Genomic DNA, 26,592 nt, shown 5'->3' on the forward strand with positions numbered 1-26,592 from the left:
TCCCGCCATCGTATGTTCGATCGCCCCGTCCCGCTCGGGTTCGTTCCGCTGTGCGACGACCGCGCAGCGTGACGGAGGGAGAATCCCGGCATCTCACCGAACCGTGGCCCGCCGGGTGCCCGGCACGCGGCGTTCACGGTCCTGGGCGGATCCCGGGACATGAAGCGGACGCGTCAGCCCTGTCGCCGGGCGAGCACGCAGAACTCGTTCCCCTCCGGGTCCGCCAGTGTCACCCACGTCTGCTGGCCCTGGCCCACGTCCGCGTGCCGGGCGCCGAGGGCGAGCAGGCGGGCGACCTCCGCCTGTTGGTCGGCGGGGCGGAAATCGAGGTGGAGACGGTTCTTGACGGACTTGGCCTCGGGGACCCGCACGAACAGCAGACCCGGCAGCCGCTCCGGCTCGGGCCGGATCTCGAACTCGTCGGCGCCGTCGTGCACCACCACCCAGCCGAGGGCGTCCGCCCACCAGCGGCCCAGGGCGACGGGATCGGCGGCGTCGACGATGACTTGCTCCCAGACAAGGCTCATGGCGGCAGCGTAGGGAAGACTGACGGTGATTGCCGAACGGATAAGGACCCGGTGAGGACGAGGAGGCAGCCGGATGACACGCCCGATCACGGCAGGGGTGGACGGATCGGAGGGGAGCCACGCGGCGCTCGCCTGGGCGGCCCGGGAGGCCGTCCGGCGCGGGCGGGCACTGCGCGTGGTGCACGCCTGGCGGTTCGAGCCGCACGAGGCGGTGGACGGGGACCGGGACGCCCAGGCGCGCTGGGTGCGCGAGGCGGTGGACCGGGCCATCGGTGAGACCACCGGGCGCCACCCCGGGCTGGACGTGCGCGCCGACGTGGTCGAGGGCGACGTCGTCGACACCCTGGTCGCCGCCACGGCCGAGGACGAACTGCTGGTGCTCGGCTCGCGCGGGCACGGCCGGGTCGTCGGCTTCCTGCTCGGCTCGGTCGGACAGCAGGTGATCGCCGGGGCCGCCGGTCCCGTCGTGCTGGTCCGCTCCGGGGACCGCGCCCCGGCCGAGGCGGAGGGCCGCGAGGTCGTCGTCGGTCAGGAGGGCGGCCCGGAGGACAGCGCCGCCGCGCTGCGGTTCGCGTTCGAGACGGCGGCGGCACGCGGGGCGACCCTGCGCGCGGTACGGGCGTGGACGCTGCCGCCGGTGTTCGCCTACAGCCCGGGCTCGCTGAAGCTGCTGGACGAGGCCGGCGGCCCCGAGCCGTACGAGAAGAAGGCGCTGAGCGAGGCCCTGGAGCCGTGGCGGGAGCGGTTCCCGCAGGTACCGGTGGTCGAGCAGGTGGAGATGGGCAGCGCGGGCCAGGTGCTGCTCGAGGTGTCCGCGCGGGCCCAGCTGATGGTCGTCGGGCGCCGCGCCCGGCGGACCGCCGTGGGCGCCCGGATCGGCTCCGTCGCCCACGGGGTGCTGCACCACGCGCCGTGCCCGGTGGCCGTGGTGCCGCCCGCCTGATCACTCCGGCAGGGCGGGGCTCTCCAGGGTCTGGCGGGCGCGCGGCAGGATGTTCTCCACATAGTCCTTCACGGCCGTGTCCAGCCCGATGTCGTGCTGGGCCCGCTCCGAGAGGTACCAGCGGTGTTCGAGCAGCTGGTGGTAGATCTCGGCCGGGTCGATGCCGTCGCGCAGCTCGAGCGGCACCGCCCGCACGGTGGGCCGGAACACCTCCCGCACCCAGCGGTGGGCCAGCACCTCCGGGCGGGCGGCCAGGGGGTCGCCGGGGGCGTGGTCGTCCTGGGTGGCCATCCAGGACTCCAGGTCGTTCAGCAGCCGCCGGGCCTGGTTCTCCTCGGTGTCCAGGCCGGTCAGCCGCAGCAGCTGCCGCTGGTGGTGGCCCGCGTCGACGACCTTGGGCACGAAGGTGACGGTGTCGCCGTTGGAGGAGTGGTCGATCTGCATCTCGGCCACGTCGAAGCCGAGGTCGTTGAGCCGGCGTATCCGGCGTTCGATGTAGTGGTACTTGCCCGCCGGGTAGACGGAGGTGCGGGTCAGCTCCTGCCACAGCCCCTGGTAGCGGGCGCAGATCTCGGTGCCGAACGCGATCGGGTCGACCGAGGGGTGCAGCGCCCCGGACGCCTCCAGGTCGAGCAGCTCGCCGCTGATGTTGACCCGGGCCAGGTCCAGGTCGTAGTCGCGCTGCCCGTCGCTGAGCCGGGCGTGCAGCTCGCCGGTCTCGGCGTCCACCAGATAGGCGGCGTAGGCGCCCGCGTCCCGCCGGAACAGGGTGTTGGACAGCGAGCAGTCGCCCCAGGCGAACCCGGCCAGGTGCAGCCGCACCAGCAGCACCGCGAGGGCGTCCATCAGCCGGTGCATGGTCGCCGGGCGCATGGTGGTCTCGAACATCGAGCGGTACGGCATCGAACCGCCCAGGTGCCGGGTGATCAGCACGGGCTCCAGCGGCTCGCCGGCCGCGTCCGCGCGGCCGGTGACCACGGCGAGGGCGTCCACCGCCGGGATGCCGAGCCGGTCCAGGTCGCGCAGCAGCTCGTACTCGCGCAGGGCGGGCCGTTCGGCCAGCTCCTTGACGGCGATCACCTCGCTGCCCGCACGGGCGTAGCGCACCACATGCCGGGAGATACCGCGCGGCAGCGGGACCAGGTACTCCTCCGGCCACTCCTCCAGCGGGAGGTGCCAGGGGAGTTCGAGCAGGAGCGCGGGGTGCTCCGGGTTGGTGGCGCTGATGTGCAAAGCCATGGCCTGACCTTAACGGCGCGCGGCCGTGGTCCGACCTCAGACCGCCCCCTCTTTCGCCTGGAGCGCCGCGTCCCGCACTGAGCCCCGGTGGACGGGCCCGTGCCCGGGCAGCAGCACGTCGGCCGCCAGCCCGGCCAGCACGTCCAGCGAGGCCACCGCGCGGGACCGCTCGTGGTGGAACATGTCTGGCAGCAGCTGCGGGCCCTTCGTCCGGGTCGTGGGGTGCCCGCTGACCAGCGCGTCACCGGAGATCAGCAGGCCCGCGTCCGGCAGGTGGTAGGCGCAGTGGCCCAGGGTGTGACCGGGGGTGTGCACCGGGACCGGGTGCCCCGGCAGGTCCAGCGGGCCCGCCGCCGGGAACGGCTCGGGCGCGGTGACGGGGACGTGCGCGGTGCCGCCGGAGCGCAGCGCGTGCACGGCCCACGGCAGCACGCCCGGCCGCCAGCCGTTGCGCAGCACCTGCCCGACCGACACCTGGTGCAGGAACTCCCGGCGCGCGTGCGGCACTTCGGCCTCGTGCAGATACACCGGCGTGCCGTACGTCGCCCGCAGATACTCGGCGGAGCCCAGGTGGTCGTTGTGGGCGTGGGTGATGAGCACGGCCGCGACCGCCTCCGGTGAACTCCCCACCGCCGCGAGGGAGTCGAGGACCAGCTGCCGGTCACCGGGATACCCGGTGTCGACCAGCGTGACGGCGTCCCCCTCCGTCAGGATCACCCAGTTGGTGTTGCTGCCGTGCACCAGGTAGGCGCCGTCCGCGACGTGCCGCACATCTGCCCGCATGCTCTTCCCGCCCTGTTCCCGCCCTGTGAGGTCCGTGCCCGACGGGCCACAGCAAAGCAGATCACTGCACGCCGTGCGGGCGGAACTGGATGCTGATGCGCGGGCCCGCGGCGCGGGTGGTCTTCGGGACGCAGTGCTCCCAGGTGCGCTGGCAGGAGCCGCCCATCACGATCAGGTCGCCGTGGCCGAGGGGTCGCCGCAGGGTCCGGCCGCCGCCCGCGGGGCGCAGCAGCAGGTCGCGCGGTGTGCCCACGGAGAGGATGGCGACCATCGTGTCCTCGCGGGCGCCCCGCCCGATCCGGTCGCCGTGCCAGGCGACGCTGTCCCGGCCGTCGCGGTAGTAGCAGAGCCCCGCCGTGGTGAACGGCTCGCCCAGCTCGTCGGCGTAGTGCGCGCTGAGCGCGTCGCGCGCCTCGGTCAGCACCGGGTGCGGCAGTGGCTCGCCCGCGCGGTAGAAGGCGAGCAGCCGGGGGACGTCCACGACGTGGTCGTACATCTGCCGCCGCTCGGCCCGCCACGGCACCTCGGCCGCCAGCTGTTCGAACAGTGTGTCGGAACCGCTCAGCCATCCGGGCAGCACGTCGATCCAGGCGCCGGAGCCGAGGTCGGTCCGGCGGATCCCGTCGAGAGGGCCGAGCCGCACCTGGTCGGTCTGGTCGAAGAGGGAGCCCTGGAGGTGCATGGATCCAGCGTACCCCGCTAATCGAAAATGCGTTCCCATAGTCGCGTCCTGTGCATCGCGGGGCCTTTCGATACATCGGTGTATCCGATACATTCACGCATCGAACGGAGGTCCGACCATGGCAGCGCAAGGCACCACTCCCCGCGTCACCCGACGCCGCGTGCGGACCCGGGCCAACCTCCTCGACGCCGCGTTCGCCGTGTTCGCCGCCAAGGGCTTCGGGCGCGTCTCCATCGAGGAGGTCTGCGAGGCGGCCGGGTACAGCCGGGGCGCCTTCTACTCCAACTTCGACAGCCTGGACGAGCTGTTCTTCGCCCTCTACCGGCAGCGCGCCGACCTCATCGCCGAACAGGTCTCCGGCGCGCTCGCCCTGGACGGACCCGACCTCGACGTGCCCGCCGCCGTCGACCGGGTCACCGAGGTGCTCCTCCTCGACCTGGACTGGCTGCTGGTGAAGACCGACTTCCTGGTGCACGCCGCCCGGGAGCCGGCCGTCGCCGCGACCCTGCTGGAGCACCGGGCCCGGCTGCGCGGCGCGATCGCCGAGCGGCTCGCCCGGGCCCAGGGCCACACCGAACTGCCCGCCGTGCTGGGCGACGTCGACGCGGCCGCGCACGCGGTGGTCGCCGCCTACGACGGGGTCACCACCCAACTGCTGCTGGACAAGGACGTCGAGGGCGCGCGGGCCTGGCTCAAACAGCTGCTCACCGCGCTGCTGACGGACGGCAGCGGTACCACCGAATGAGGAAGGGACGGTCGCCATGGATGCCGACGTCATCGTCGTCGGAGCGGGACTCGCGGGCCTGGTCGCCGCGCACGAACTGACGAGCCGGGGCCGCAGGGTCGCGCTGGTGGACCAGGAGAACGCCGCCAACCTCGGCGGGCAGGCCTTCTGGTCCTTCGGTGGACTGTTCCTCGTCGACTCACCGGAGCAGCGCCGGCTGGGCATCAAGGACTCCTTCGAGCTGGCCTGGAACGACTGGCAGGGCAGCGCCCGGTTCGACCGGGTGGACGACGAGGACTCCTGGGCGGTGCGCTGGGCGCGCGCGTACGTCGAGTTCGCGGCCGGCGAGAAGCGGTCCTGGCTGGACGGGCACGGCATCTCCTTCCTGCCCACGGTGGGCTGGGCCGAGCGCGGCGACCTGCGCGCCCACGGCCACGGCAACTCCGTCCCCCGGTTCCACATCGCGTGGGGCACCGGCACGGGTGTCGTGGAGCCGTTCGCCCGGTACGCCGGGCAGGCCGCGCGCGACGGGCTGCTCACCTTCCACCACCGGCACCGGGTCGACGAGCTGGTCATCGAGGAGGGCGCGGTACGCGGCGTGCGCGGCACGGTCCTGGCCGAGGACGACGCGCCGCGGGGTGTCGCCTCCAACCGCGACCGCGTGGGCGAGTTCGAGCTGACCGCCCAGGCCGTGATCGTCACCACCGGCGGCATCGGCGCCAACCACGACATCGTGCGCCGCCACTGGCCGGAGCGCCTCGGCACACCGCCCGCCGAGATGGTCACCGGCGTCCCCGCGTACGTCGACGGACGGATGCTCGACATCAGCGCCGAGGCGGGCGTACGGCTGGTCAACCGCGACCGCATGTGGCACTACACCGAGGGTCTGCACAACTGGGACCCGATCTGGCCCGGCCACGGCATCCGCATCCTGCCCGGACCGTCCTCGATGTGGTTCGACGCCCTCGGCCGCCGGCTGCCCGAGCCGTGCCTGCCGGGCTACGACACCCTCGGCACCCTGGAGTACCTGCGCACCACCGAGGACATCGCGGAGTACGACCACTCCTGGTTCGTCCTCACCCAGAAGATCATCGAGAAGGAGTTCGCGCTGTCGGGCTCCGAGCAGAACCCCGACATCACCGCCAAGGACCGCAAGGCGTTTCTGCGCGAGCGCGTCCTCGGCAAGGGCGCCCCCGGACCGGTGGACGCCTTCCTGCGCAACGGCGCCGACTTCGTGACCGCCCCCACTCTGGAACAGCTCGTCGAGAAGATGAACGGCCTCACCGAGAAGCCCCTCCTCGACGCGGCCGGGATGCGCCGCCAGATCGAGGCCCGCGACCTCCAGATCGCCAACCCCTACGCCAAGGACGCCCAGGTCCAGGGCATCCGCAACGCCCGCCGCTACATCGGCGACCGGCTCGGCCGGGTCGCCGCGCCGCACCGGCTGCTCGACCCGGCCGCCGGACCGCTGATCGGCGTCAAGCTGCACGTTCTGACCCGCAAGACGCTCGGCGGCATCCAGACGGACCTCGACTCCCGCGCCCTCGGCACCGACGGCACGCCCATCGAGGGGCTGTACGCGGCCGGTGAGGTGGCCGGGTTCGGCGGTGGCGGCGTCCACGGCTACAACGCCCTGGAGGGCACCTTCCTCGGCGGCTGCCTCTTCTCGGGGCGGGCGGCCGGCCGGGCGGCGGCCCGGCAGACCGGCTGACCTGGCTCCTACTGCTCCAGCAGCCGGGCCAGCACCGCGGCGTGGCTCTGCTCGGGGGACTTGACGGCGGTCAGCAGCGTCACCGGTCCCTCGCGCACCCACGCCCGGGCGCGGTCGAGGGGTTCGGCCGCCTCGGGGGAGGCCAGCTCCGCCTCGTAGCGGCGCGCGAACTCCTCGTACGACCCCTCGCCCGCGTGATACCAGCGGCGCAGCTCGGCCGACGGGGTGAGGATCTTCGGCCACTCGTCCACCCGGGCCGCGTCCTTCGCAAGTCCGCGCGGCCACAGCCGGTCGACCAGGACCCGCAGGCCGTCGTCGGGGTCCGGCGGGTCGAAGACACGGCGTACCCGGACGCTCATACGCGGACCTCCCTCGGGCGGCGGCCGGTGCTCCTGTGCCGGGAGCCTAACCCGGGGCGCCGCCGCCCGCCCGATTCCGATCCGGCCGCGCGGGGTACCCCGTTCGCCTGAGCGGCGAAGAGGGAGGTCACGCCATGAGCGCCTGGGACGACCTGCCGGTCGTGCGCACGCTGGCCGAGCTCACCGCACTGGTGGAGGAACGGCAGGGCGGTCTGTACGTCCGCTGGTCCAGGGGGCCCGAGGCCGACCTCGGCGAGGTGTCCAGCACCGACGATCTGACCGGCGTTCCCATGCCCGGACTGTCGGCCAACCCGCTCGACATGGAGGACTGGTGGCAGGGCCGCTCGGTCCGCCTGTGGGTGGCCCGGAGGCTGTACGACTACGCCCATCTGCCGCACGAGAAGGGCCCCGGCGTGCGGCCCTGGGTTCTGGAGGGCAGGGAGAGCGGTCGCGGCCCCGACAACGAACCCCTTGTGGAACGGGTCCGGCCGCTGTGCCGCCTGGCCGACGAGGTGATCGACGAGGCGCGGGCGGAGGTGGCCCGGCAGGAGCACGAGTGGGGCCCGCTGCGCCGCGGCGCCCGCTGACGGGCCCGCGCTAACCGGAGGCGCGGCGGGCGCCCGCGCGCCGCTGCAGGGTCCGGCGCTCGGCCTCGCTGGTGCCGCCCCACACCCCGAGGGTCTGGTCGGTGTCCAGCGCGAACCGGAGGCACGGCTCCCGGACCGGACAGCGCCGGCAGACCGCCTTCGCCCGCTCGGTCTGCGTCAGCGCCGGTCCCGAGGTGCCGATCGGGAAGAACAGATCGGGGTCCTCGTGGCGGCACACTGCCTGCTCGCGCCAGTTGGTCATGGACGTCACCCGTGAAGTAGGAATCGATGTCGCTCTGCGGTCGTTTGTGCTCGGTTCCGGGTCACCGGCAGACGCACGGGGAAACGCGCTCAGGACGGCGGGCGCAACGCCTCGGCGGCCGTCGCCGCCACCGCGCGGGCGACCGCCGCGAGGGCGGGGGAGTCCAGCTTCCACTGCTGCCAGTACAGCGGGACGTCCACCGTCCGGTCCGGGGCGAGCGGGACCAGCCGGCCGGTCCGCAGCAGCGGTGCGGCCTGCACCTCGGGCACCATGCCCCAGCCCAGTCCGGCGGCCACGGCCTCGACGAACCCCTCCGAGGTGGGCACGGCGTGGCGCAGCGCGCCGGCGCGGCCCCGGCCGTGCCGCACCAGCCGGACGAACCCGTCCTGGAGATCGTCACGCCGGTCGAAGACCACGACCGGCGCGTGCGGCAGCGTCTCGGCCAGCGGTCCGTCGAGATGCCGCGCGGCGAAGTCCGGGTGGGCCGCGGCCAGGTAGCGCATGGTGCCCAGCGCGCGCACCGAGCACCCCGTCACCGGCTCGGACGACGACGTCACCGCCGCCATCACCAGCCCCTGCCGCAGCAGCACCGCCGTGTGGTCCTGGTCCTCGCGGCGCAGCTCGAAGCAGAGCCGCAGCTCCTCGGGGACGCGGGTCAGCGCGGTGAGGAACCACGTCGCCAGCGAGTCGGAGTTGACCGCCACCGACACCCGGGTCGGCTCCCCGGCGCCGCTCAGGCCCAGCTCGGTGCGGGCTTCCCGCTCCAGCCGGACCAGCTGACGGGCCAGCCGTACGACGATCTCGCCGGACTCGGTGGGCCGTACCGGCTTCGTACGCAGCAGCAGCACCCGGCCGGTGCGCTGCTCCAGAGCCTTCACCCGCTGGCTGACCGCGGACGGCGTCACATGCAGGGCGGCGGCGGCCGCGTCGAAGGTGCCCTCGTCCACCACCGCGAGCAGGGTGCGCACCTGGTCAAGGGGGAGTTCCGGCATTCCGGGCGGAAACGCTTCGCTCTTCACGACAGCTAAGGATACGTAAGAATCTTTAGCTGTACGTATGGCCGACGCCTCCCTAGCGTCGAGGACATGTCTCCCACGCTCACCGCCGCTGCCGCGGGTTTCGGCACCGGCCTCTCGCTCATCGTCGCCATCGGCGCCCAGAACGCCTTCGTCCTGCGCCAGGGAGTCCGCCGCGAGGCGGTCCTCGCCGTCGTCGGGATCTGCGCCCTGTCGGACGCGCTGCTCATCACGCTCGGCGTCGGCGGCGTCGGAGCGGTCGTGGTGGCCTGGCCGGGGGCGCTGACCGCGGTCGGGTGGATCGGGGGCGCGTTCCTGCTCGGCTACGGCGCGCTCGCCGCCCGCCGGGTGCTGCGGCCGGCGGCGGCGGGGCTGCGCACGGAGGGGGAGGCGGCCACCTCCCGCCGCCGGGCGGTGCTCACCTGTCTGGCGATGACCTGGCTCAACCCGCACGTCTACCTCGACACCGTCTTCCTGCTCGGCTCGGTCGCCGCCGATCACGGGCCGCTGCGCTGGACCTTCGGCATCGGCGCCGCGCTCGCCAGCCTGTGCTGGTTCACCGCGCTCGGCTTCGGCGCCCGGCTGCTCGGCCGCCGGCTGGCCAAGCCCACCGCGTGGCGGGTGCTGGACGGCCTGGTCGCGGCCACGATGATCGCCCTCGGCCTCTCGCTCGTCATCGGGAGCTGAGTGGCGCCGGTCCCCGGGCGACCTGACATGGTCGCCCACCCCAACTCCTGGCCCGGGCAGGGATGGTGCACCCTGGTCCCCGAAAGATGTATCGAGCACCGGGAAGCCCGTGGACACCAGCGAGAGCAGTACCGAGCAGCAGCCCCCCACCCCGGCCGAGCCGCCCCGCCGGGGCTGGCGCCGCTGGGCGATGGACACCCGCCCGCTGCGCCGCCCCGCCTACCGCAGGCTGTGGTCCTCGACCGTCGTCACGGCCGTCGGCAGCCAGCTGACGGCCGTCGCCGTGCCCAAGCAGATCTACGACATCACCGGCTCCTCGGCGTGGGTCGGTTACGCGAGCCTCGCCGGACTGCTGCCGCTGGTGGTGTTCGCGCTGTGGGGCGGCGCGGTCGCCGACAGCATGGACCGCCGCACCCTGCTGCTGATCACCAACACCGGCATCGCGGTCACCTCGCTGCTGTTCTGGGCGCAGGCGGTGTCGGGCCTGGGGTCGGTCGGCGTGCTGATGGTGCTGCTCGCCGTGCAGCAGGCGTTCTTCGGCCTGAACTCCCCGGCCCGCACCGCCTCCATCGCCCGCCTGGTCCCCGCGGAGGAGCTGGCCGCGGCGGGCGCGCTCGGCTCCACCGTGATGCAGACCGGCCTGGTCGCCGGACCCCTGCTCGCGGGCGCCCTGATACCGGTCGTCGGGCTGCCGGAGCTGTATCTCATCGACGCCGTCGCGCTGTGCGTCACCGTGTGGGCCGTCTACCGGCTGCCCGCGCTGCCGCCGCTCGCCGGCTCGGCCGTACGGCGGGCCGGGCTGCGGGAGATAGCGGCCGGGTTCCGCTACATCGCCCTGCACAAGATCCTGCTGCTGTCCTTCCTCGCCGACGTCGTCGCGATGGTCCTCGGCATGCCCCGCGCGCTGTTCCCGCAGCTCGCGTCCGAGACGTACGCCTCGTACGGCGAAGGCCTCGCCCTGGGGCTGCTGTTCGCGGCGATCCCGGTCGGCGCGGTGGCGGGCGGGCTGTTCTCCGGGACGTTCTCCCGGGCCCGCCGGCACGGGCTGATGGTGATCGCCGCGGTGGTCGTCTGGGGTGTCGCGATCACCGGGTTCGGGCTGAGCACCAGTCTGTGGATCGCGGTGGCCTTCCTGGTGCTGGCCGGGGTCGCGGACATGGTGTCGATGGTCTTCCGCGGGGCGATCCTGCTGTCCGCGGCCACCGACGAGATGCGCGGCCGGATGCAGGGCGTCTTCACGGTGGTCGTCGCGGGCGGACCGCGGCTCGCCGACGTCCTGCACGGCACGGCGGGCTCGGCCTTCGGCCCCCGGACCGCCGTCGCGGGCGGCGGCCTGCTCGTGATCGCGGTGATGCTGACCCTGGCGGCGACGGTTCCGGCCCTGCGCCGCTACGAGGTCTGACCTAGGAGGACCGGCGGCGCAGTGTGTACTGCTCCATCAGCTGGCCCCGGGTCATCTCCAGCCGGTGGGCGAGGATCTCGGCGACGATCCGCACGAGCGTCATGCCGAGCTTCGGATCCTCCTCGCACAGCGCGAGCACGGGCTCCGCGTCGAACTCGTAGGCGCGTACCGGGCTGAAGGCCTCGGCGCCGAAGTCCCACTGGTGCGGCGGGAACAGCCAGGACCAGCCCAGCAGATCGCCGGAGCCGAGGCTGGCCACGGTCACCCGCTGGAGCGACGACACCCGTTGGTCGAGGGAGACCGCGCCGGAGCGGATCACCCAGAACCGGTCGGCGACGCCGCCCGGCTCGAAGATCCGGGTGTCCTCCGGGAAGGCCACCTCCCGGGCCAGCGCCATCAGACGCTGCCGTTGCGGCGGAGGAAGGGCGGTCAGCAGTTTCGTCGCTTTGGTCATGGCGCGGTGCTCCTCGCCGACGCTCGGTTCCGGTGCGTTGCCTACGCCCATTTCAGCCGCTGCGGGCGTCGCGAGCACCTCGGCGGAGAGGGAAATTCTCGCTGCGGGGGAAAATTAAAAGCCCTGGCTGGACGGGGGACACCAGCCAGGGCCGTAGCAGTGGCGGAGGAGGATGCCATCGACTCCGTCACCACGTATGTATGAACGATAAACCATCTTGGGTCGTGCTCTCCACCTGGAAGCGGGTCACGTGACCTGTTTCACTCGGGTTACGTTCGTGTTGCGGCGGCATGTCTCAGGAGGCGGCATGTCTCAGGAGGGCCCCACCACGCGGATCGTCTCCAGCGAGGGATCGGCGGCGTCCGGCAGGTTCATGCCCGCCGCCAGCCCGGTGCGCAGATAGCGCAGCACCGGCTCCCGCAGCCGCTCGCCGGGCAGCACCGCCGGGATCCCGGGCGGATACGGCGTGATCATCTCCGCGGCGATCCGCCCCTCCGCCTCGCCGAGCGGCACGGCCTCGGCCGGTCCGAAGAACGCGTCGCGGGGCAGCGCCACCTGCGCCATCCGCAGCTCGGCCGGCTCCGGCACGGTCACCCGCGGCGCGTCACCCAGCTCCGCAGCGGCCCGCGCCAGATCCCTGAGCGCGGACAGCAACTCGCCCGTCGTCTCCCGGTCGTCCGCGTGGGTGAGCTGCGCGCCGATCCGGCGGTGGTCGGTGAGATGCGCGACCACACCGCGCCGCTCCCGCAGCCAGTCGGCGGCCTGATAGCCGGTGATCCCCAGCCCGGCGACGTCGACGACACAGGGCAGCGGGTCGAAGTCGTCGGCCAGGCCCGGCCCGCAGAAGTCGTCCCGGTCGTTCACGTGCAGCCCGTCGATCTCCTCGACGGCCGCCCGCACCTCCGCGGCCAGCTCCAGCGCGCCGCCCATGAGGTCCCGCCCGCGCAGCACCATCTGCCGGCGCCAGCCGTCCATCCCGGCGTAGATCAGCGCCGACGGACTGGTGGTGCTCAGCAGACCCGCCCGCACCCCCAGCAGCTCCGGCGAGACGCGGCCGCCCCGCAGATGGAACACCGACCCCTGCTCCAGGCCGCTGCCCATCTTGTGGATGCTGGTGACGCAGATGTCGGCACCCGCGTCCATCGCCCAGGACGGCAGCTCCGGATGGAACGGCAGATGCGCGCCCCACGCCTCGTCCACGATCAGCGGCACCCCGCGCCGATGACAGACCCCGGCGATCTCCCGCAGATCGGCGCAGCCGCCGTACGGCGTCGGACTGGTGACCAGCGCGCCCCTGGCGTCCGGGTGCGCGTCGAACGCCCGGTCGAAGGCGGCGGCGGACGGCGGATGCGCCAGGCGCCGCTCCCCGTCCCAGCGCGGCTCCACCCACACCGGCTCGACGCCGGACAGGATCAGCCCCGACACCACCGACTTGTGGGCGTCCCGCCCGATCAGCAGCTTCTCGTGCGGACCGGCGACCGCCAGCATCGCCGCCTTCACCGACAGGGAACTGCCGCACGTGCTGAAGAAGGTGTGGTCCGCGTGCACCGCGTCGGCCATCAGCTCCTGCGCCCGCTCCAGCACCTGCCCCCGCCCCAGCCGGTCGTCGAGACCCCCCGACGCCAGCACATCGCCCAGGAACACCGCGTCCCCCAGCACCTCCCGCACCGCGGGATCGGCCCCACGGGCCTGCTTGTGCCCGGGCGGGGTGAACGACAGACGACCGGAACGACGGTACTCGGCGAGGGCCTCCAGCACGGGCGCCCGGGTGTGATCGGCTGACATGGGGCCTCGGGTTCCCGGAGCCCGTGCGGGTCAATCGGAACGGCTCAGCTCTCCTTCGTGTGCTTGCCGGGCGTCAGGATCTCGTCCAGCACCCCGATCACCACCTGGTACGCCAGTACGCGCGCATCGGCGTCACGGGCCCCGTCGGGTTCGGCCGGCCGCAGGGCGTCGCTGCGCTGCCGCCATGTGCGCTCCTCCCGCAGGGCCCACGCCCTGCCGCGCTGGATACGCCGCAACAGCTCGTCTGAGTCCACGACATCGGTCATGGCGTCCGCGTACCCCGGTTGGCGGGCATCGATGGCGCTTTCGACGCGTCGCCACGGGTTTGGGCCGGCCGTCGGCGGTCAGCCGACAAGTGGGGGCAGAGACAAGTGGGGGAAGCAAGCGGGGGCGATCGGGTGGAACCGGCCCATCCTTTCCCTCTCCCGGGCCCCTGTTCCCGGCCCCGCCGGCCGCTGTTCCCGACCCCACTTTCCCGACCGAGCAGTCAGGGAGCGAGAGAAGTGAGCACCTACTCACCCGAGCCCCGAGGGGAGCCACCCGGCCGCGGCGGGCGCACCTGCCCGGACGCCTGCCGGCCCGCCGACGTCCGGGGGGCGGTACGGCGCGCGGTGGCCAAGCGATGTCTGGCCACCGGTACGCGGTGCGACGAGGACGGCCTCGCGGACGCGCTGCTCGTCGCCTCGGAGCTGACGACCAACGCCATCCTGCACGGCGGCGGGATCACGGACGTGGACGTCGACGTCGTCGGGCACGGAGTGCGGGTGTCGGTGAGCGACCGCAGCGACCGGCTGCCCGTGGTCAGGCCGCCGCTCGACACCCGCGGACGCCGGCGCAACGGGGGCCGCGGCTGGCCCATCGTCTGCCGGCTGGCCCGCGACGTGCGGGTCACCGGCCTGCCCTCGGGCGGCAAGCGCATCACCGCCGAGGTGGACGTCTTCTGAGCCGTCGGCGCGGGCCTTCCGGGCGGCGCCTCACGTTTGTTCTCCCGGTGACCGGGCAGGCGCATCTCGTGCTTCGGACCGGAGGCGCGCCAGCGGGGAGTGGTCTGCGCTCCCGGGCCGCCAGGTCGGCCGGGCGGGCACTTCCCGCGGTCAGTCAGTCCCGTGAAAGACGCTGAGAAGACCGTTCAGGAGCGATTCCGCATGCGCATCGACACGTCGACCAGCCGCACCACCACCTCCGAGCACTCCACCGCGCACCCCCACCGACGACCGCACGACGACGCCCCCGAGACCGCCGGACTCTTCGCCCGGCTGGCCGAACTGCCGGACGGCCCCGAGCGGGACGCCGTGCGCGACGAACTCGTCGAGGCCTGGCTGCCCATGGCCCACCGGATCGCCGGCCGGTTCCGCGACCGGGGCGAGGCCGTCGAGGACCTGCGCCAAGTCGCCGCGCTCGGGCTGGTGAAGGCGATCGACCGCTACGACCCGGACCGCGGTGCCTTCGAGAGCTACGCCGTCCCCACCATCACCGGCGAGGTCAAGCGCCACTTCCGCGACCGGATGTGGGCGCTGCGCGTCCCGCGCCGGGTGCAGGAGCTGCGCAACAAGGTGCGGGTCGCCCGCCGCGAACTCGCCCAGAGCCCGGGCACGCCCGAGCCCACGGTCGCCGACATCGCCGCCCACACCGGCCTGACCGAGGAGGAGGTCGGCACCGGCATCGAGGCCCTGGAGAGTTTCAGCACCCTCTCCCTCGACGCGGAGCTCTCCTCCGACGACGACGGCTACAGCCTCGCCGACACGCTCGGCGCGCCGGACTCCTCGTACGACGTCGTGGTGGACCGCGAGTCCGCCAAGGAGTGCCTGCGCAACCTGCCGGAACGTGAACGCGCCATCCTCTACATGCGGTTCTTCGAGGACATGACGCAGAGCAGGATCGCCGACCGGCTCGGCATCTCCCAGATGCACGTCTCCCGGCTCATCAGCCGCAGCTGCGCCCGCGTCCGCGACGAGGCACTGGGGCGGCGCGGCGGCACGCGCACGAGTGTCACCCGCCCGGCCGGGCCGTGCGCCGGTCGGCGCCGCCGTCGCTGAGGAGGTTCCCGGAAGGGAGGCCGGTCGACGGACCGGCCTCCCACGCGGTCAGGACGCCTGCGGGCCCGTGCCCTCCACGTGAGCCCGCACCTGCTCCGGCGTCAGATAGGCGTCGGTGTACTCGAAATCCTTCAGCTTGGCGGGCTTGCGGGCCTGGAAGCCGGTGCGGACGAAATCGTCCCCGGCGACCGCGTTGAGCACCCAGTTGGTCAGCACCCGGGTCTTGGCCACGTTGGTCCGCAGCGCCGACCAGTGGTAGCCGCGCGCGACGACCTGGGCGGGCAGGCCGTGCAGCTCCACGCCGAGCGGCTTGGAGACCGCGTCCTTGCCGCCCAGGTCGACGACGAGCCCGAGGTCCTTGTGGATGTACGGCTCCAGGGGCTGGCCCCGCAGCGTCGCGATGACGTTGTCGGCGACCTTGCGGCCCTGGCGCATGGCGTGCTGCGCGGTGGGCGGGCAGACGTTGCCCAACCCCTTGGCCACGTCGGGCACGGCGGCGGCGTCGCCGAGCGCGAACACCCCGTCGTGGCCCGGCAGGTTCATCTCGGCGGTGACGGCGAGCCGCCCGCGCACCGTCTCGGCGCCCAGCGTGGCGATGAGCGGGCTCGCCACCACCCCGGCCGTCCAGATCAGGGTGTGGGTGGGAACCACCCGGCCGTCGGTGAAGGTGACCTCCTCGGGGCCCGCCTTCTCGATGGAGACGCCGAGGGAGATCTCGATGCCGCGCCGGCGCAGCACCTCCTGGGCGCTGCGGCCGAGCTTGTCGCCGAGTTCGGGCATCAGCTTCGGCGCGATGTCGATCAGGTGCCACTTGATCAGACGCGGGTCGAGCCGCGGGTAGCGCTTCACCGCGTTGTGGGTGAGCCGTTGCAGACAGGCGGCCGTCTCGGTGCCCGCGTAGCCGCCGCCGACGACCACGAACTGCAGCCGGGAGGCCCGCTCGGCGGGGTCCTGGCTGGCGTCGGCGAGGTCGAGCTGCGAGATCACGTGGTCGCGGATGTAGGCGGCCTCGGCGAGGGTCTTCATGCCGAAGGCGTGGTCGGTGAGCCCGGGGATGTCGAAGGTGCGGGTGATGCTGCCCGGGGCCAGCACCAGGTAGTCGTAGGGCTCGTTGACGGTCTGTTCGGTGATCGTGCGGATGACGCAGACCTTGGCCTTGAGGTCCACGCCGATGGCTCCGCCGGGGATGATCCGGGTGCGGTACTTGCGGCTGCGGCGCAGGGACAGCGCGATCGACTGGGGAGTGAGCACCCCGGAGGCGACCTGCGGCAGCAGCGGCAGGTAGAGCTGGTAGGAGGTCGGAGTCACCAGCGTCACGTCGGCCTCGTCGGGGCCGAGCCTGCGTTCCAGGCGCCGTACGCACTCCACTCCCGCGAAGCCCGCGCCCACCACCAGGATCCTGGGTCGTGTCACGTCGTCCATCCCTTCCGCGGTTTACGCATCGATCCCACCGTGCCGGACGCCGTTGCGCCAGTCGGGCGCGGCATGCAGCTGACCTTCGGGACCCTCACCACGGCAGGAACGCGTGGACGTCCTTGCCGCGTTCCCCGGTCACCACGCTGACCTGGTCGCACAGGGCGTGCAGCAGATGCCAGCCGATTCCGCCGCCGCCCGTGCGCGGCCGGAACGGGCGCGGCGCCGGCGCGGTGGTGCTGGTGTCGTGCAGGGTGACATGCACCCCGTCGAAGGCGCGGCGCATCCGCAGCTCGAACGGGCCGGGCGCGTACTGCACCGCGTTCGCCGCCAGCTCGGTGACCACCAGCAGGATGTCGTCCCAGTGCTCGCGCGAGGCGGGCGGCGCGACATGCGAGAGGTCCCGCAGGAACCCGTCGGCGGCGAGCCGCGCGCCCGTCACGTCGCGCGGCTCGCCCGGAAAGCCGACCGTGCGGCTCGGTATCCCTCGGGCAGCCAGTCTTTCGTCCCATCCCGGCTCGGTCGTCATGTCGCCATTCCCGCGTACGGTTCGCAGGCTCGTCGCCACGTCCTCCAGATTCACCAGTAGGCGAGTTCCCCCGGCCGCAGGGCCCATGCGGACCGGGGGAGACAGGTCCTAGCGGAACACGTTGTCCGAATCGTCCCAGCCCGCCGGGTCCTCCGCGGCGAGCCGGGGCAGGGGCGTCCGTGCCGCGTACATCGCGTCGATGTCCGGCTCGTAGTGGCGCACGATCGCGTCCCGGCGCAGCTTCATCGACGGCGTCAGCAGTCCGTTCGCGACGTCGAACGGCTCCGGCAGGATCCGGAACACCCGGATCGACTCCGACCGGGACACCACGCTGTTGGCCGCGGCCACGGCCCGCGCGATCTCCTCCCGCAGCGCGTTCTCCTCCCGCGCCTCGCGCAGCGGCGCGTCGCCCGGCAGCGCCAGCGCCGCGCGCCAGTGCACGAGGAACTCCGGGTCCAGAGTGATCAGGGCGCCCACACAGGGCCGGTTGTCACCGACGACGACCGCCTGGTGGATGAGCGGATGCATCCGCAGCCGCTGCTCCAGCGCCGCCGGGGCGACGCTCTTGCCGCTGCTGGTGATGATGACGTCCTTCTTGCGCCCGGTGATCGTCAGATAGCCCTCGGAGTCCAGATGCCCCAGGTCCCCGGTGGCCAGCCAGCCGCCGCGCAGCGCGGTCATGGTCGCCGCCGGGTCGCCCACGTACCCCTGGAACACCGACGGCCCGCGCACCAGGATCTCCCCGTCGGCGGCCACCCGGATCTCCGTGCCCGGCAGGGCCTGCCCCACGGTGCCCGACTTCTCCCGGCCCAGCGGCTGCATGGTGATCCCGCCGCAGGTCTCGGTCAGCCCGTACCCGTCGTGCACATAGATGCCGATGCCCTCGAAGAAGAGGGACAGCTCGCGGCTGAGCGGCGAGCCGCCCGAGGTGGCCCGCCCCACCCGGCCGCCGAGGGCCGCCCGCAGCCTGCGGTAGACCGCGCGCTCGTACACCGCGTGCTGGAGCCGCAGTTCCATCCCCGGCCCCGACCCCCGGCCGAGCCGCTGCCGCTCGCTCGCCGCCGCGAACGCCCGCGCTGTCTCCGCCGCCCGCTCGAACAGCCCGCCGCGGCCCGCCTGCTGCGCCGTCCGCAGGAACGTCTTGTACAGCTTCTCGAACAGCGACGGCACGGCGTAGAAATACGTCGGCCGGAACGAGCGCAGCGCGGCCGTCAGCGCCGCCTCGCTCACCTGGGGCTCGTGCCCGAGGAGAATCCCGCCGCGGACGCACAGGCCCTGGATCATCAGGCCGTACACATGGGAGAAGGGCAGGTAGGCGAGGACCCTGCCCTGCTCGCCCGGCGGTGCCGCCGTGTGGCCCCAGCCCGCCAGCAGGGTGTCGCAGACGCTCGCCAGACCGCGGTGGCTGAGCGCGCAGCCCAGCGGACGGCCCGAGGCGCCCGAGGTGTAGGCGACGACCGCGGTGGCGTCCGGCAGCACGATCCTGCGCAGCGAGTCGACGGCCTCCGGCGGGATCGCCTCGCCCCGCGCGGCCAGCTGCGCCGGTCCGCCCGCGTCCAGTTGCCACACGTGCCGCAGCGCCGGCAGGCCCGCGCACACCGAGCCGACCGTCATCGCGCTGTGCTCGTCCTCGACCACCACGGCCACGCACCCGGCGTCGCGCAGGATCCACTCGACCTGCTCGCGCGACGCGGTCGGATACACGGGCACCACCTCGGCGCCCACCGCCCACAGCGCGTAGGCGAGCACCGTCCACTCGTACCGGGTGCGCGCCATGACCGCCACCCGCCGGCCCGGCGAGATCCCCGAGGCGATCAGCCCCCGCGCCACGTCGACCACCTCGTCCCGCAGCTCCACCGCGGTCACCTCCTCCCAGTGGTCGGAGGACGGATCAGGGCGGTACGCGGCGAGCGGCAGGGTCGGGTCGCGCTCCGCCCGTTCGAAGAGGCTGTCGGCGAGCCCGCCGGTGAGCGCGGGCGGGACGGCCGGGGGAGCGAGAGCGAGGTCGCGCATGCGCTGCTCCTGTGGTGTACGGGCTGTGACTCCGCCGACGAGAACCGTTATCGACGCTGGTCGAATGTAGCGGTCCGCGGACCCGGTTGGTGCCCGGACCGCGGAAGTGATTCCGGTTCGATGATCTCGGCGGGATCGGGGGACTCGGACGGCATGAGTCACATCAACCCCGACCCGGAACCCGAGCGGTCGACAGGCCTCGAACCGGGTGGCGGCGTACCCCCCGGGGAGACCCCGCCCGCGGAGAGCAGCCTGCCGGAGGCCGGGCCCCGGGAGACGCACAACCCGCCCAAGGGCTGGGCCAAGGGCCCGCTGACGCTGATCATCGTGCTGGTGGTGCTGGTGGCGGCGTTCTTCCTGGCCTTCGGCCTGGCGCTCATGCTGTAAGGCCCTGTGTACGGCGCACACAGGCGGCGACGACCTCGCGCAGACTGCCCGTCCGCGCCAGCAGCTCCCGCTGCACCCGGGCACCGTTGCCGTCCCGCAGCAGCCGGGCGCAGCTCTGCCGCGCCCGGTCCAGGTCCCCGCTGTCCGCGAGCGCGTCCGCGACATGCTCCAGCAGGGCCTCCACCACCGTCCCGGCGGGCGCGGGCCGCATTCCGGCGGGCAGCAGCAGCTCGCCGGTGAGTCCGGAGCGGGCGGCCCGCCACCCCGCCAGTCGCAGCACGCTCACCCCGAGATCGGCCGGTGCCCGGCCCGCCCGCCACTCGCGGGCCGCCGTCTCCACCAGCCCCCGGGCGAGGGTCGCGATCAGTACGGCGGTGTCCGCGTCCAGACAGACGTCCGCGACCCGGATCTCCACCGTCGGGTAACGCACGGACAGCCGGGCGTCGAAGTAGACCATCGCCTCGTCGAGGAGCGTGCCGGTCGCCATCATGTCGGCGACCCGCCGCCGGTACCGCTCCGCCGAGCCGAACACCTCGGTCGGACCGGCCGACGGCCAGCGCTGCCAGACCCGGCTGCGGTAGCTGCTGTAACTGGTGTCCTCGCCCTGCCAGAAGGGGGAGTTGGCGCTCAGCGCGGACAGCACCGCGAGCCACGGCCGCAGCCGGTCCACGACGCCCACGCCCTCCTCGTCGGATGCGACGGCCACATGGACATGGCAGCCGAGGACAAGCTGTTCCCGGGTGGCGATCCCGTACTCCCGCTCCATCCACTGATAGCGGCGGTTCGCGCCGACGGCGGGGCTGACCGGCAGCGGGGAGGTGGCGAGCGCCGCGACCGCGCAGCCGATCCCCTTGGCGTGCCGGGCGGCCTCCCGGCGGGAGCGGACGATCTCCGCGCCGAGGGCCGCCATGTCCGTCTGCGGATGGGTGGCGAACTCCAGCATCTGGTCGTGGAGTTCCTTCTCGAACACGTCCTGCCCGGCGTCCTCGTGCACGGCGCGGGCCAGCACGGCCGCGGAGCGGGCCCTCGGCTCGCCGGTCTCCGGATCCACCAGGAGGAGCTCCTCCTCCACACCGACGGTGCGCACCTGTGCCCGCCTTTCCGAGGCCCTACCGCGAGAAGGGGCTTCCCAGACTCCTCCCGTAGGCCCCGACTGCCCCGTCGGCGCGGGTTCACACCGGCACGGGCGTCAGCCACACCGTGGCGAGCGGCGGCAGGGTGAGCCGGATGTGGTCGTCCTCGGGCTTGACCGGGCCCGGGTTGGTGACGTCGCTGCCGCCGTAGCGGGCCGCGTCGGTGTTCAGCACCTCCTCCCAGGCGACGACGTCGTCGGGAGCCCAGAGGCGGTAGTCGTGGCGGACGACGGGGGAGAAGTTGCTGACCGCGAGCAGCGGGCTGCCGTCGGCCGCGTAGCGCAGGAACGCGAAGACGTTGTCGTCGGCCGAGTCGCACGCCACCCACCGGAAGCCGGCCGGGTCGGTGTCGCGCTGCCACAGGGCGGGGCTGTTCCGGTAGCGCGTGTTGAGGTCGCGCACCAGGTCCTGGACACCCCGGTGGTCGCCCGCGGCACAGTAGCCGGGATCCAGCAGCCACCACTCGGGACCGTGCGCCTCGGACCACTCGCCGCCCTGGGCGAACTCCTGGCCCATGAAGAGCAGCTGCTTGCCGGGGTGGGCCCACATGAAGCCGAGGTACGCGCGGTGGTTGGCGCGCCGCTGCCACCAGTCGCCGGGCATCTTGGAGACCAGCGCCTGCTTGCCGTGCACCACCTCGTCGTGCGAGATCGGCAGCACGTAGTTCTCGCTGTACGCGTACACCATCGAGAAGGTCATCTCGTTGTGGTGGTACTTACGGTGCACCGGCTCCTTGCTCATGTACTGGAGCGAGTCGTGCATCCAGCCCATGTTCCATTTCAGCCCGAACCCGAGACCGCCCCAGTCGGTCGGCTTGGTCACCCCGCCCCACGCGGTGGACTCCTCGGCGATGGTCACCACGCCGGGCACCCGGCGGTACACGGTGGCGTTCATCTCCTGGAGGAACCCCATCGCCGCCAGGTCCTCGCGCCCGCCGTAGGCGTTCGGGGACCACTGGCCGTCCTCGCGGGAGTAGTCGAGGTAGAGCATCGAGGCGACGGCGTCGACGCGCAGGCCGTCGATGTGGAACTCCTCGCACCAGTACACGGCGTTGGCGACCAGGAAGTTGCGCACCTCCGTCCGCCCGTAGTCGAACTCGTACGTCCCCCAGTCCGGGTGCTCCGCCCGCTGCTCGTTGCCGGGTTCGTAGAGCGGGTCCCCGTCGAACCGGGCCAGCGCCCAGTCGTCCTTCGGGAAGTGCGCCGGCACCCAGTCCATGATCACGCCGATGCCCGCCCGGTGACAGGAGTCGACGAAGTACCGGAAGTCGTCAGGGCTGCCGAGCCGCGGGGTCGGGGCGTAGTAGGAGGTCACCTGGTAGCCCCACGACCCGCTGAACGGGTGCGCGGCCACCGGCATCAGCTCGATGTGGGTGAAGCCCAGGTCCTTGACGTACGCGGGGAGTTGTTCGGCGAGCTGCCGGTAGGTCAGTCCCGGCCGCCAGGACGGCAGGTGTACCTCGTACACGGAGAACGGCGCCTCGTGCACCGAGGTGTCCGCGCGGTGCGCCAGCCACTCCCGGTCGCCCCACTCGTAGTGCGACGCCGTCACCACCGACGCCGTGTCGGGCGGCATCTCGGCCTCGCGGGCCATCGGGTCGGCCTTCAGGAACCGGCCGCCGTACTGGGAGGTGATCTCGAACTTGTACCGGGTGCCCTCGCCGATGCCCGGCAGGAACAGCTCCCACACCCCGGAGGCGCCCAGCGACCGCATCGGGAACGCGGTCCCGTCCCAGTGGCAGAAGTCCCCGGCGACCCGCACCCCGCGCGCGTTCGGCGCCCAGACCGTGAACCGGGTGCCGGTCACGCCCTGGTGGGTCATCGGCTCCGCGCCGAGCGCCTTCCACAGCTGCTCGTGCCGGCCCTCGCGGATCAGATGCAGATCCAGCTCGCCGAGCGCCGGCAGGAACCGGTACGGGTCGTGCGTCTCCCGCTCGCCGTCCCCGTACGAGATCAGCAGTGTGTACGCCGGGATCTCCGCACAGGGGAGGACGGTGGAGAAGAGGCCGGCGCCCTCCGAGACCAGGGGGTGCCGCACCCCGTCGACCAGCGCGGTCACCGACTGCGCGAACGGGCGCAGCGCCCGGACGGCGACTCCGCCCGGCACAGGGTGCGCGCCGAGCAGGGCGTGCGGGTCGTGATGGGACCCGGACAGCAGCCGGTCCCGGTCGCCCGGGTCCAGGGGCGGGGCTGCCCCGCCCGGTCGTCGGTGCGAGGTCTCGGGGAGTGAGGTGTCGCGCAGCGCCACGGTGTCAGTCTCCTCTCACGGCGAGTCGTTCGATCGCCGCCATCGGCACGGGGAGCCAGTCCGGACGGTGTCTGGCCTCGTAGAGCACTTCGTACACGGCCCGGTCCGTCTCGTAGGCGCGGAGCAGGCCGTGTTTCTTGCGCGGGTCCCATCCGGCCCGGGCCGCGTAGCCCGCGCAGAACGCCTCCCGGCAGCGGCGCGCCCACTCGGGGCGCCAGGGCCGGCGCTGCCGGGCCGCGTAGTCGAAGGAGCGCAGCATGCCGGCGATGTCCCGGACCGGGGACTGGGCGCTGCGCCGTTCGGCGAGCGGACGCGACGGCTCGCCCTCGAAGTCGATCACGAACCACTCCCGCCCCGCGCGCAGCACCTGACCCAGGTGCAGATCGCCGTGGATCCGCTGGGCCGGAGGCCCCGGATCGCAGGTGGTGAGCGCGCTGAACGCGCCCCGCAGCCCCGGCACGTACGGCCGCAGCGCCGGCACGCAGTGCGCGGCGGCGTCCAGCCGCTCGGCCATCGCCGCCGCCATCCGGCCGTTCTCGCCCGGGGCGCCGGTCGGGAAGGCCGCCGCCAGCGCCAGATGGACGTCCGCCGTGGCCCGGCCCAGCTCACGGGCGTGGACCATGAAGTCCGCGCCGGTGGCGAGCGCGTTCAGGGCCAGCGTCCAGCCGTCGGAGGCGTCGCGCAGAAACGGCTGGAGCACACCCAGCGTCGCGGGCTGCGGCTGGGTGGTGCGGAACCACGCCACCGGCGCGGGCACCCGCTCGCAGCCCTGCCCGGCCAGCGCCACCGGCACCTCCAGGTCCGGGTTGACGCCCGGCTGGATGCGCCGGAACACCTTCAGGATGAACTCGTCGCCGTACACCAGGGAGGAGTTGGACTGCTCCGCGTCCAGCACCCGCGGCACCAGCCCGGCCGGCACCGGCTGGGCCGGGTCGGCCTCGAAGCGCAGCGGGCCCGCCGTGCCCGGCTGCCGCAGCCGCTCCAGGAGCAACTGCGCCGAACGGGGGTCGAGGAGGGCGTCGTAGATCGTCAGACCGGCCAGCGGTCCGTCCTGCGCCCGCCCGATCAGGGCCCGGCCGAGGCGCGGCGACGGGTGTTCCTGGACACCCAGGAACAGCTGGTAGATGTCCCCGGGCGGAGGCGTGCCGCCGGGCGCGGGCACGCCCGCGTGGGCGATGTGACCGCCCACGTGACCGGCGTGCACCAGCAGGTGCAGACAGCCCGGGAACAGCTCGGTGAGGGAGAGCAGCCGCAGGTCAGTGACGGGACGGTCCTTGCCGGCGAACCAGCGCTGCCTCGGCAGCCACGCCCGCAACAGCCCGTCGAGCGAGGCCATGGGCCGGGCGAGCCCGGCCCTGCCGCTGCTGCTCGGTCGGAGGGATGCGGTCTTCGTCATGGTGACGCCTCCTTTCGTCGGCGCACGCTCACGGTCGTCGGCGTCACAGCCGTCGGCCGATGCGAGATGCGACTCGGACGAGCCGGAACCAGTAGAAGCCGTGGCCCCCGAGGGTCAGCAGGTACGGAAGTTCACCGATGGCGGGGAAGCGGACCCCGCCGAACAGCTCGACCGGGTGGCGGCCGGCGAACTCGCGCAGGTCCAGCTCGGTCGGCTGGGCGAACCGCGCGAAGTTGCTCACGCACAGCACCAGGTCGTCCTCGTACTCGCGCAGGAACGCGAGCACCGCCGGGTTCGACGACTGCAGCTCGCGGAACGAGCCGAGGCCGAAGGCGGGGTTCTGCTTGCGGATCTCGATCATCCGCCGGGTCCAGTGCAGCAGTGACGACGGCGAGGCCATGGACGCCTCGACGTTGGTCACCTGGTAGCCGTAGACCGGGTCCATGATGGTCGGCAGGTAGAGGCGGCCGGGGTCGCAGGTGGAGAAGCCCGCGTTGCGGTCCGGCGTCCACTGCATGGGGGTGCGGACGGCGTCCCGGTCGCCGAGCCAGATGTTGTCGCCCATGCCGATCTCGTCGCCGTAGTAGAGGATCGGCGACCCCGGCAGCGACAGCAGCAGGGCGGAGAACAGCTCGATCGTGTGGCGGTCGTTGTCCAGGAGGGGCGCGAGCCGGCGGCGGATGCCGATGTTGGCGCGCATCCGCGGGTCCTTGGCGTACTCGGCCCACATGTAGTCGCGCTCTTCGTCGGTGACCATCTCGAGGGTCAGCTCGTCGTGGTTGCGCAGGAAGACGCCCCACTGGCAGCCGGAAGGGATGGCCGGGGTCTTGGCGAGGATCTCGGAGACGGGGTAGCGCGACTCCCGTCGTACGGCCATGAAGATGCGCGGCATGACGGGGAAGTGGAAGGCCATGTGGCACTCGTCGCCGCCGGTGGCGTAGTCGCCGAAGTAGTCGACGACGTCCTCCGGCCACTGGTTGGCCTCCGCGAGGAGCACGGTGTCCGGATACAGCGCGTCGATCTCGCGGCGGACGCGCTTCAGGAACTCATGCGTGGCAGGAAGGTTTTCGCAGTTGGTGCCGTCCTCGGCGTAGAGGTAGGGCACAGCGTCCAGGCGGTAGCCGTCGATGCCCAGGTCCAGCCAGAAGCGCAGGGCCGCCAGGATCTCCTCCTGGACGGCGGGGTTCTCGTAGTTGAGGTCCGGCTGGTGGGAGAAGAAGCGGTGGAAGTAGTACTGGCCGCGCACCGGGTCGAAGGTCCAGTTGGAGACCTCGGTGTCGACGAAGATGATCCGGGCGTCCTGGTACTGCTTGTCGTCGTCGGCCCACATGTAGTAGTCCCCGTAGGGGCCGTCGGGGTCCCGGCGCGACTCCTGGAACCACGGGTGCTGGTCACTCGTGTGGTTCATGACGAAGTCGATGATGACCCGCATGCCGCGCTGGTGGGCGGCGTCCACGAACTCCACGAAGTCGGCGAGGTCACCGAACTCCGGCAGCACGGCCGTGTAGTCGGAGACGTCGTACCCGCCGTCCCTGAGCGGGGACTGGAAGAAGGGCGGCAGCCACAGACAGTCGACCCCGAGCCATTGGAGATAGTCCAGCTTGGCGGTCAGACCCTTGAGGTCGCCGACGCCGTCGCCGTTGCTGTCCTGGAAGGAACGGACCAGGACCTCGTAGAAGACGGCGCGCTTGAACCACTCCGGGTCCCGGTCCTGGGCCGGTGTGTCCTCGAAGGTGTCCGGGACGGGCTCGTTGACAGTCATGACGCTGCTGACCCTCCGATCTGCGGCGCGGCGGGGGACCGCTGGACGTGGAGCACATGGGCCGGCGCGCGGCCGGGCTCCAGACGCACGTAGTTCGTGCTGCCCCAGTGATAGGTCTCACCCGTCAGTTCGTCGTGCACCGACACGGCCTCGTGCCATTCCAGGCCGAGTTCCGGCAGGTCCAGCGTGACCGTGGCCTCCTGGGGGTGGTGAGGGTCGAGGTTGGCGACCACCAGGATCGTGTCGGGGCCGGACCGCTTGCTGTACGCGATCAGCGCGTCGTTGTCGGTCCGGTGGAAGCGCAGATTGCGCAGCCGGTGCAGCGCGGGGTGGCGGCGCCGGATGTCGTTCAGGCGGGTGATGAGGGGGGCGATGCTGTCCGGGTCGTCCCAGTCGCGGGGACGGAGCTGGTACTTCTCCGAGTCGAGGTACTCCTCGCTGCCTTCCCTGAGCGGGGTGTTCTCGCACAGCTCGTAGCCGGAGTACACGCCCCAGGTGGGGGAGAGGGTCGCGGC

27 protein-coding genes are annotated in these 26,592 nt (G+C 72.7%); 9 read left to right on the forward strand and 18 right to left on the reverse strand.

The features are described from left to right. Positions 1–173: 173 nt before the first annotated feature. Positions 174–527 carry a VOC family protein gene (locus ACZ42A_RS19355; protein WP_468528417.1) on the reverse strand — a complete coding sequence of 118 codons (354 nt, stop codon included), beginning with the start codon at positions 525–527 and terminating at the stop codon, positions 174–176. Between the two features lie 73 nt (positions 528–600). Here ACZ42A_RS19355 and ACZ42A_RS19360 point away from each other — a divergent pair, with 73 nt between their 5' ends. Then, positions 601–1,470 (forward strand): universal stress protein, encoded by an 870-nt coding sequence (locus tag ACZ42A_RS19360; protein ID WP_468528418.1) that lies wholly within the window; start codon positions 601–603, stop codon positions 1,468–1,470. Here the strand turns inward: ACZ42A_RS19360 and ACZ42A_RS19365 are convergent, their stop codons facing one another. The 3 genes from ACZ42A_RS19365 to ACZ42A_RS19375 form a co-directional block, all read right to left on the reverse strand. Beyond that, a complete protein-coding gene (locus ACZ42A_RS19365) occupies positions 1,471–2,709 on the reverse strand; it encodes a DUF4032 domain-containing protein (RefSeq protein WP_468528419.1) in 1,239 nt (412 codons plus the stop codon). A 36-nt stretch (positions 2,710–2,745) separates the two neighbouring features. After that, a complete protein-coding gene (locus ACZ42A_RS19370; protein ID WP_468528420.1) occupies positions 2,746–3,492 on the reverse strand; it encodes an MBL fold metallo-hydrolase in 747 nt (248 codons plus the stop codon). A gap of 61 nt (positions 3,493–3,553) precedes the next feature. Further along, on the reverse strand, positions 3,554–4,174 hold the full coding sequence (locus ACZ42A_RS19375) for an alpha-ketoglutarate-dependent dioxygenase AlkB (RefSeq protein WP_468528421.1): 621 nt from the start codon (positions 4,172–4,174) through the stop codon (positions 3,554–3,556). A gap of 118 nt (positions 4,175–4,292) precedes the next feature. On the opposite strand from ACZ42A_RS19375, the gene ACZ42A_RS19380 reads away from it, so the two are divergent. Then, positions 4,293–4,919, forward strand: coding sequence for a TetR/AcrR family transcriptional regulator (locus tag ACZ42A_RS19380; protein ID WP_468528422.1), 627 nt, complete (start codon positions 4,293–4,295; stop codon positions 4,917–4,919). Positions 4,920–4,935: 16 nt separating this feature from the next. Beyond that, positions 4,936–6,609: an FAD-binding dehydrogenase gene (locus tag ACZ42A_RS19385; RefSeq protein WP_468528423.1), complete on the forward strand. Its 1,674-nt coding sequence runs from the start codon at positions 4,936–4,938 to the stop codon at positions 6,607–6,609. An 8-nt stretch (positions 6,610–6,617) separates the two neighbouring features. Here the strand turns inward: ACZ42A_RS19385 and ACZ42A_RS19390 are convergent, their stop codons facing one another. Then, positions 6,618–6,968 carry a DUF488 domain-containing protein gene (locus ACZ42A_RS19390; protein WP_468528424.1) on the reverse strand — a complete coding sequence of 117 codons (351 nt, stop codon included), beginning with the start codon at positions 6,966–6,968 and terminating at the stop codon, positions 6,618–6,620. 134 nt (positions 6,969–7,102) lie between these two features. Between ACZ42A_RS19390 and ACZ42A_RS19395 the strand changes: the two genes are divergently transcribed. Continuing rightward, positions 7,103–7,555 (forward strand): DUF6098 family protein, encoded by a 453-nt coding sequence (locus ACZ42A_RS19395; RefSeq protein WP_468528425.1) that lies wholly within the window; start codon positions 7,103–7,105, stop codon positions 7,553–7,555. A gap of 10 nt (positions 7,556–7,565) precedes the next feature. Here ACZ42A_RS19395 and ACZ42A_RS19400 read toward each other — a convergent pair whose 3' ends face one another. Both ACZ42A_RS19400 and ACZ42A_RS19405 read right to left on the reverse strand, forming a co-directional pair. Continuing rightward, complete coding sequence (locus tag ACZ42A_RS19400) at positions 7,566–7,817, reverse strand: WhiB family transcriptional regulator (protein ID WP_468528426.1); 252 nt, start codon at positions 7,815–7,817, stop codon at positions 7,566–7,568. 89 nt (positions 7,818–7,906) lie between these two features. Beyond that, positions 7,907–8,809, reverse strand: coding sequence for a LysR family transcriptional regulator ArgP (locus ACZ42A_RS19405; RefSeq protein ID WP_468528465.1), 903 nt, complete (start codon positions 8,807–8,809; stop codon positions 7,907–7,909). A 93-nt stretch (positions 8,810–8,902) separates the two neighbouring features. On the opposite strand from ACZ42A_RS19405, the gene ACZ42A_RS19410 reads away from it, so the two are divergent. Both ACZ42A_RS19410 and ACZ42A_RS19415 read left to right on the forward strand, forming a co-directional pair. Beyond that, positions 8,903–9,520, forward strand: a complete 618-nt coding sequence (locus ACZ42A_RS19410) for a LysE/ArgO family amino acid transporter (protein ID WP_468528427.1) — start codon at positions 8,903–8,905, stop codon at positions 9,518–9,520. A gap of 109 nt (positions 9,521–9,629) precedes the next feature. Continuing rightward, positions 9,630–10,922, forward strand: a complete 1,293-nt coding sequence (locus tag ACZ42A_RS19415; RefSeq protein WP_468528428.1) for an MFS transporter — start codon at positions 9,630–9,632, stop codon at positions 10,920–10,922. 1 nt (position 10,923) lies between these two features. On the opposite strand, the gene ACZ42A_RS19420 is transcribed toward ACZ42A_RS19415, so the two are convergent. The 3 genes from ACZ42A_RS19420 to ACZ42A_RS19430 form a co-directional block, all read right to left on the reverse strand. Beyond that, on the reverse strand, positions 10,924–11,376 hold the full coding sequence (locus ACZ42A_RS19420; protein ID WP_468528429.1) for a cyclic nucleotide-binding domain-containing protein: 453 nt from the start codon (positions 11,374–11,376) through the stop codon (positions 10,924–10,926). A gap of 312 nt (positions 11,377–11,688) precedes the next feature. Then, positions 11,689–13,161 (reverse strand): aminotransferase class I/II-fold pyridoxal phosphate-dependent enzyme, encoded by a 1,473-nt coding sequence (locus ACZ42A_RS19425; RefSeq protein WP_468528430.1) that lies wholly within the window; start codon positions 13,159–13,161, stop codon positions 11,689–11,691. A 44-nt stretch (positions 13,162–13,205) separates the two neighbouring features. Then, entirely contained in the window at positions 13,206–13,427 is a 222-nt protein-coding gene (locus ACZ42A_RS19430; protein ID WP_468528431.1) for a hypothetical protein, read from the reverse strand. Positions 13,428–13,664: 237 nt separating this feature from the next. Between ACZ42A_RS19430 and ACZ42A_RS19435 the strand changes: the two genes are divergently transcribed. Together ACZ42A_RS19435 and ACZ42A_RS19440 are read left to right on the forward strand one after the other, a co-directional pair. Next, the gene (locus tag ACZ42A_RS19435) at positions 13,665–14,105 is read left to right on the forward strand and encodes an ATP-binding protein (RefSeq protein WP_468528432.1); all 441 of its coding nucleotides are present in this window, start codon (positions 13,665–13,667) and stop codon (positions 14,103–14,105) included. A 201-nt stretch (positions 14,106–14,306) separates the two neighbouring features. After that, the gene (locus ACZ42A_RS19440) at positions 14,307–15,197 is read left to right on the forward strand and encodes a SigB/SigF/SigG family RNA polymerase sigma factor (protein ID WP_468528433.1); all 891 of its coding nucleotides are present in this window, start codon (positions 14,307–14,309) and stop codon (positions 15,195–15,197) included. 48 nt (positions 15,198–15,245) lie between these two features. On the opposite strand, the gene ACZ42A_RS19445 is transcribed toward ACZ42A_RS19440, so the two are convergent. The 3 genes from ACZ42A_RS19445 to ACZ42A_RS19455 all read right to left on the reverse strand — a co-directional run bounded on the left by ACZ42A_RS19445 (position 15,246) and on the right by ACZ42A_RS19455 (position 19,152). After that, positions 15,246–16,619, reverse strand: coding sequence for an NAD(P)/FAD-dependent oxidoreductase (locus tag ACZ42A_RS19445; RefSeq protein ID WP_468528434.1), 1,374 nt, complete (start codon positions 16,617–16,619; stop codon positions 15,246–15,248). A gap of 85 nt (positions 16,620–16,704) precedes the next feature. Further along, positions 16,705–17,139 carry an ATP-binding protein gene (locus ACZ42A_RS19450; protein ID WP_468528435.1) on the reverse strand — a complete coding sequence of 145 codons (435 nt, stop codon included), beginning with the start codon at positions 17,137–17,139 and terminating at the stop codon, positions 16,705–16,707. A gap of 108 nt (positions 17,140–17,247) precedes the next feature. Next, positions 17,248–19,152: an AMP-dependent synthetase/ligase gene (locus ACZ42A_RS19455; protein WP_468528436.1), complete on the reverse strand. Its 1,905-nt coding sequence runs from the start codon at positions 19,150–19,152 to the stop codon at positions 17,248–17,250. Between the two features lie 153 nt (positions 19,153–19,305). On the opposite strand from ACZ42A_RS19455, the gene ACZ42A_RS19460 reads away from it, so the two are divergent. Next, the gene (locus ACZ42A_RS19460; RefSeq protein WP_468528437.1) at positions 19,306–19,539 is read left to right on the forward strand and encodes a DUF6480 family protein; all 234 of its coding nucleotides are present in this window, start codon (positions 19,306–19,308) and stop codon (positions 19,537–19,539) included. Here the strand turns inward: ACZ42A_RS19460 and ACZ42A_RS19465 are convergent. From ACZ42A_RS19465 to ACZ42A_RS19485, 5 genes are all read right to left on the reverse strand, one after another. Next, entirely contained in the window at positions 19,529–20,626 is a 1,098-nt protein-coding gene (locus tag ACZ42A_RS19465) for a glutamate--cysteine ligase 2 (RefSeq protein ID WP_468528438.1), read from the reverse strand. The genes ACZ42A_RS19460 and ACZ42A_RS19465 overlap by 11 nt on opposite strands. Before the next feature lie 85 nt (positions 20,627–20,711). Further along, positions 20,712–22,919: a 1,4-alpha-glucan branching enzyme gene (gene glgB, locus ACZ42A_RS19470; RefSeq protein WP_468528439.1), complete on the reverse strand. Its 2,208-nt coding sequence runs from the start codon at positions 22,917–22,919 to the stop codon at positions 20,712–20,714. A gap of 4 nt (positions 22,920–22,923) precedes the next feature. Continuing rightward, positions 22,924–24,315 carry a maltokinase N-terminal cap-like domain-containing protein gene (locus tag ACZ42A_RS19475; RefSeq protein WP_468528440.1) on the reverse strand — a complete coding sequence of 464 codons (1,392 nt, stop codon included), beginning with the start codon at positions 24,313–24,315 and terminating at the stop codon, positions 22,924–22,926. Positions 24,316–24,358: 43 nt separating this feature from the next. Further along, entirely contained in the window at positions 24,359–26,077 is a 1,719-nt protein-coding gene (gene treS / locus ACZ42A_RS19480) for a maltose alpha-D-glucosyltransferase (RefSeq protein WP_468528441.1), read from the reverse strand. Further along, on the reverse strand, positions 26,074–26,592 hold a 519-nt coding region (locus ACZ42A_RS19485), incomplete at its 5' end, for an alpha amylase C-terminal domain-containing protein (RefSeq protein ID WP_468528442.1). The genes ACZ42A_RS19485 and treS, both read right to left, overlap by 4 nt.

The organism is Streptomyces sp. NPDC030838, assembly GCF_055572035.1.

Bases quoted from the DNA above. Each gene is read 5' to 3' on its own strand.
- ACZ42A_RS19360 (WP_468528418.1), top strand. From the start codon at position 601: ATGACACGCCCGATCACGGCAGGGGTGGACGGATCGGAGGGGAGCCAC.
- ACZ42A_RS19390 (WP_468528424.1), bottom strand. From the start codon at position 6,968: ATGAGCGTCCGGGTACGCCGTGTCTTCGACCCGCCGGACCCCGACGAC.
- ACZ42A_RS19450 (WP_468528435.1), bottom strand. From the start codon at position 17,139: ATGACGACCGAGCCGGGATGGGACGAAAGACTGGCTGCCCGAGGGATA.
- ACZ42A_RS19370 (WP_468528420.1), bottom strand. From the start codon at position 3,492: ATGCGGGCAGATGTGCGGCACGTCGCGGACGGCGCCTACCTGGTGCAC.
- ACZ42A_RS19400 (WP_468528426.1), bottom strand. From the start codon at position 7,817: ATGACCAACTGGCGCGAGCAGGCAGTGTGCCGCCACGAGGACCCCGAT.
- ACZ42A_RS19385 (WP_468528423.1), top strand. From the start codon at position 4,936: ATGGATGCCGACGTCATCGTCGTCGGAGCGGGACTCGCGGGCCTGGTC.
- ACZ42A_RS19405 (WP_468528465.1), bottom strand. From the start codon at position 8,809: ATGCCGGAACTCCCCCTTGACCAGGTGCGCACCCTGCTCGCGGTGGTG.
- ACZ42A_RS19475 (WP_468528440.1), bottom strand. From the start codon at position 24,315: ATGACGAAGACCGCATCCCTCCGACCGAGCAGCAGCGGCAGGGCCGGG.
- ACZ42A_RS19455 (WP_468528436.1), bottom strand. From the start codon at position 19,152: ATGCGCGACCTCGCTCTCGCTCCCCCGGCCGTCCCGCCCGCGCTCACC.
- ACZ42A_RS19395 (WP_468528425.1), top strand. From the start codon at position 7,103: ATGAGCGCCTGGGACGACCTGCCGGTCGTGCGCACGCTGGCCGAGCTC.
- ACZ42A_RS19425 (WP_468528430.1), bottom strand. From the start codon at position 13,161: ATGTCAGCCGATCACACCCGGGCGCCCGTGCTGGAGGCCCTCGCCGAG.
- ACZ42A_RS19375 (WP_468528421.1), bottom strand. From the start codon at position 4,174: ATGCACCTCCAGGGCTCCCTCTTCGACCAGACCGACCAGGTGCGGCTC.
- ACZ42A_RS19365 (WP_468528419.1), bottom strand. From the start codon at position 2,709: ATGGCTTTGCACATCAGCGCCACCAACCCGGAGCACCCCGCGCTCCTG.
- ACZ42A_RS19440 (WP_468528433.1), top strand. From the start codon at position 14,307: ATGCGCATCGACACGTCGACCAGCCGCACCACCACCTCCGAGCACTCC.
- ACZ42A_RS19380 (WP_468528422.1), top strand. From the start codon at position 4,293: ATGGCAGCGCAAGGCACCACTCCCCGCGTCACCCGACGCCGCGTGCGG.
- treS (WP_468528441.1), bottom strand. From the start codon at position 26,077: ATGACTGTCAACGAGCCCGTCCCGGACACCTTCGAGGACACACCGGCC.
- ACZ42A_RS19460 (WP_468528437.1), top strand. From the start codon at position 19,306: ATGAGTCACATCAACCCCGACCCGGAACCCGAGCGGTCGACAGGCCTC.
- ACZ42A_RS19430 (WP_468528431.1), bottom strand. From the start codon at position 13,427: ATGACCGATGTCGTGGACTCAGACGAGCTGTTGCGGCGTATCCAGCGC.
- ACZ42A_RS19410 (WP_468528427.1), top strand. From the start codon at position 8,903: ATGTCTCCCACGCTCACCGCCGCTGCCGCGGGTTTCGGCACCGGCCTC.
- ACZ42A_RS19420 (WP_468528429.1), bottom strand. From the start codon at position 11,376: ATGACCAAAGCGACGAAACTGCTGACCGCCCTTCCTCCGCCGCAACGG.
- ACZ42A_RS19445 (WP_468528434.1), bottom strand. From the start codon at position 16,619: ATGGACGACGTGACACGACCCAGGATCCTGGTGGTGGGCGCGGGCTTC.
- ACZ42A_RS19355 (WP_468528417.1), bottom strand. From the start codon at position 527: ATGAGCCTTGTCTGGGAGCAAGTCATCGTCGACGCCGCCGATCCCGTC.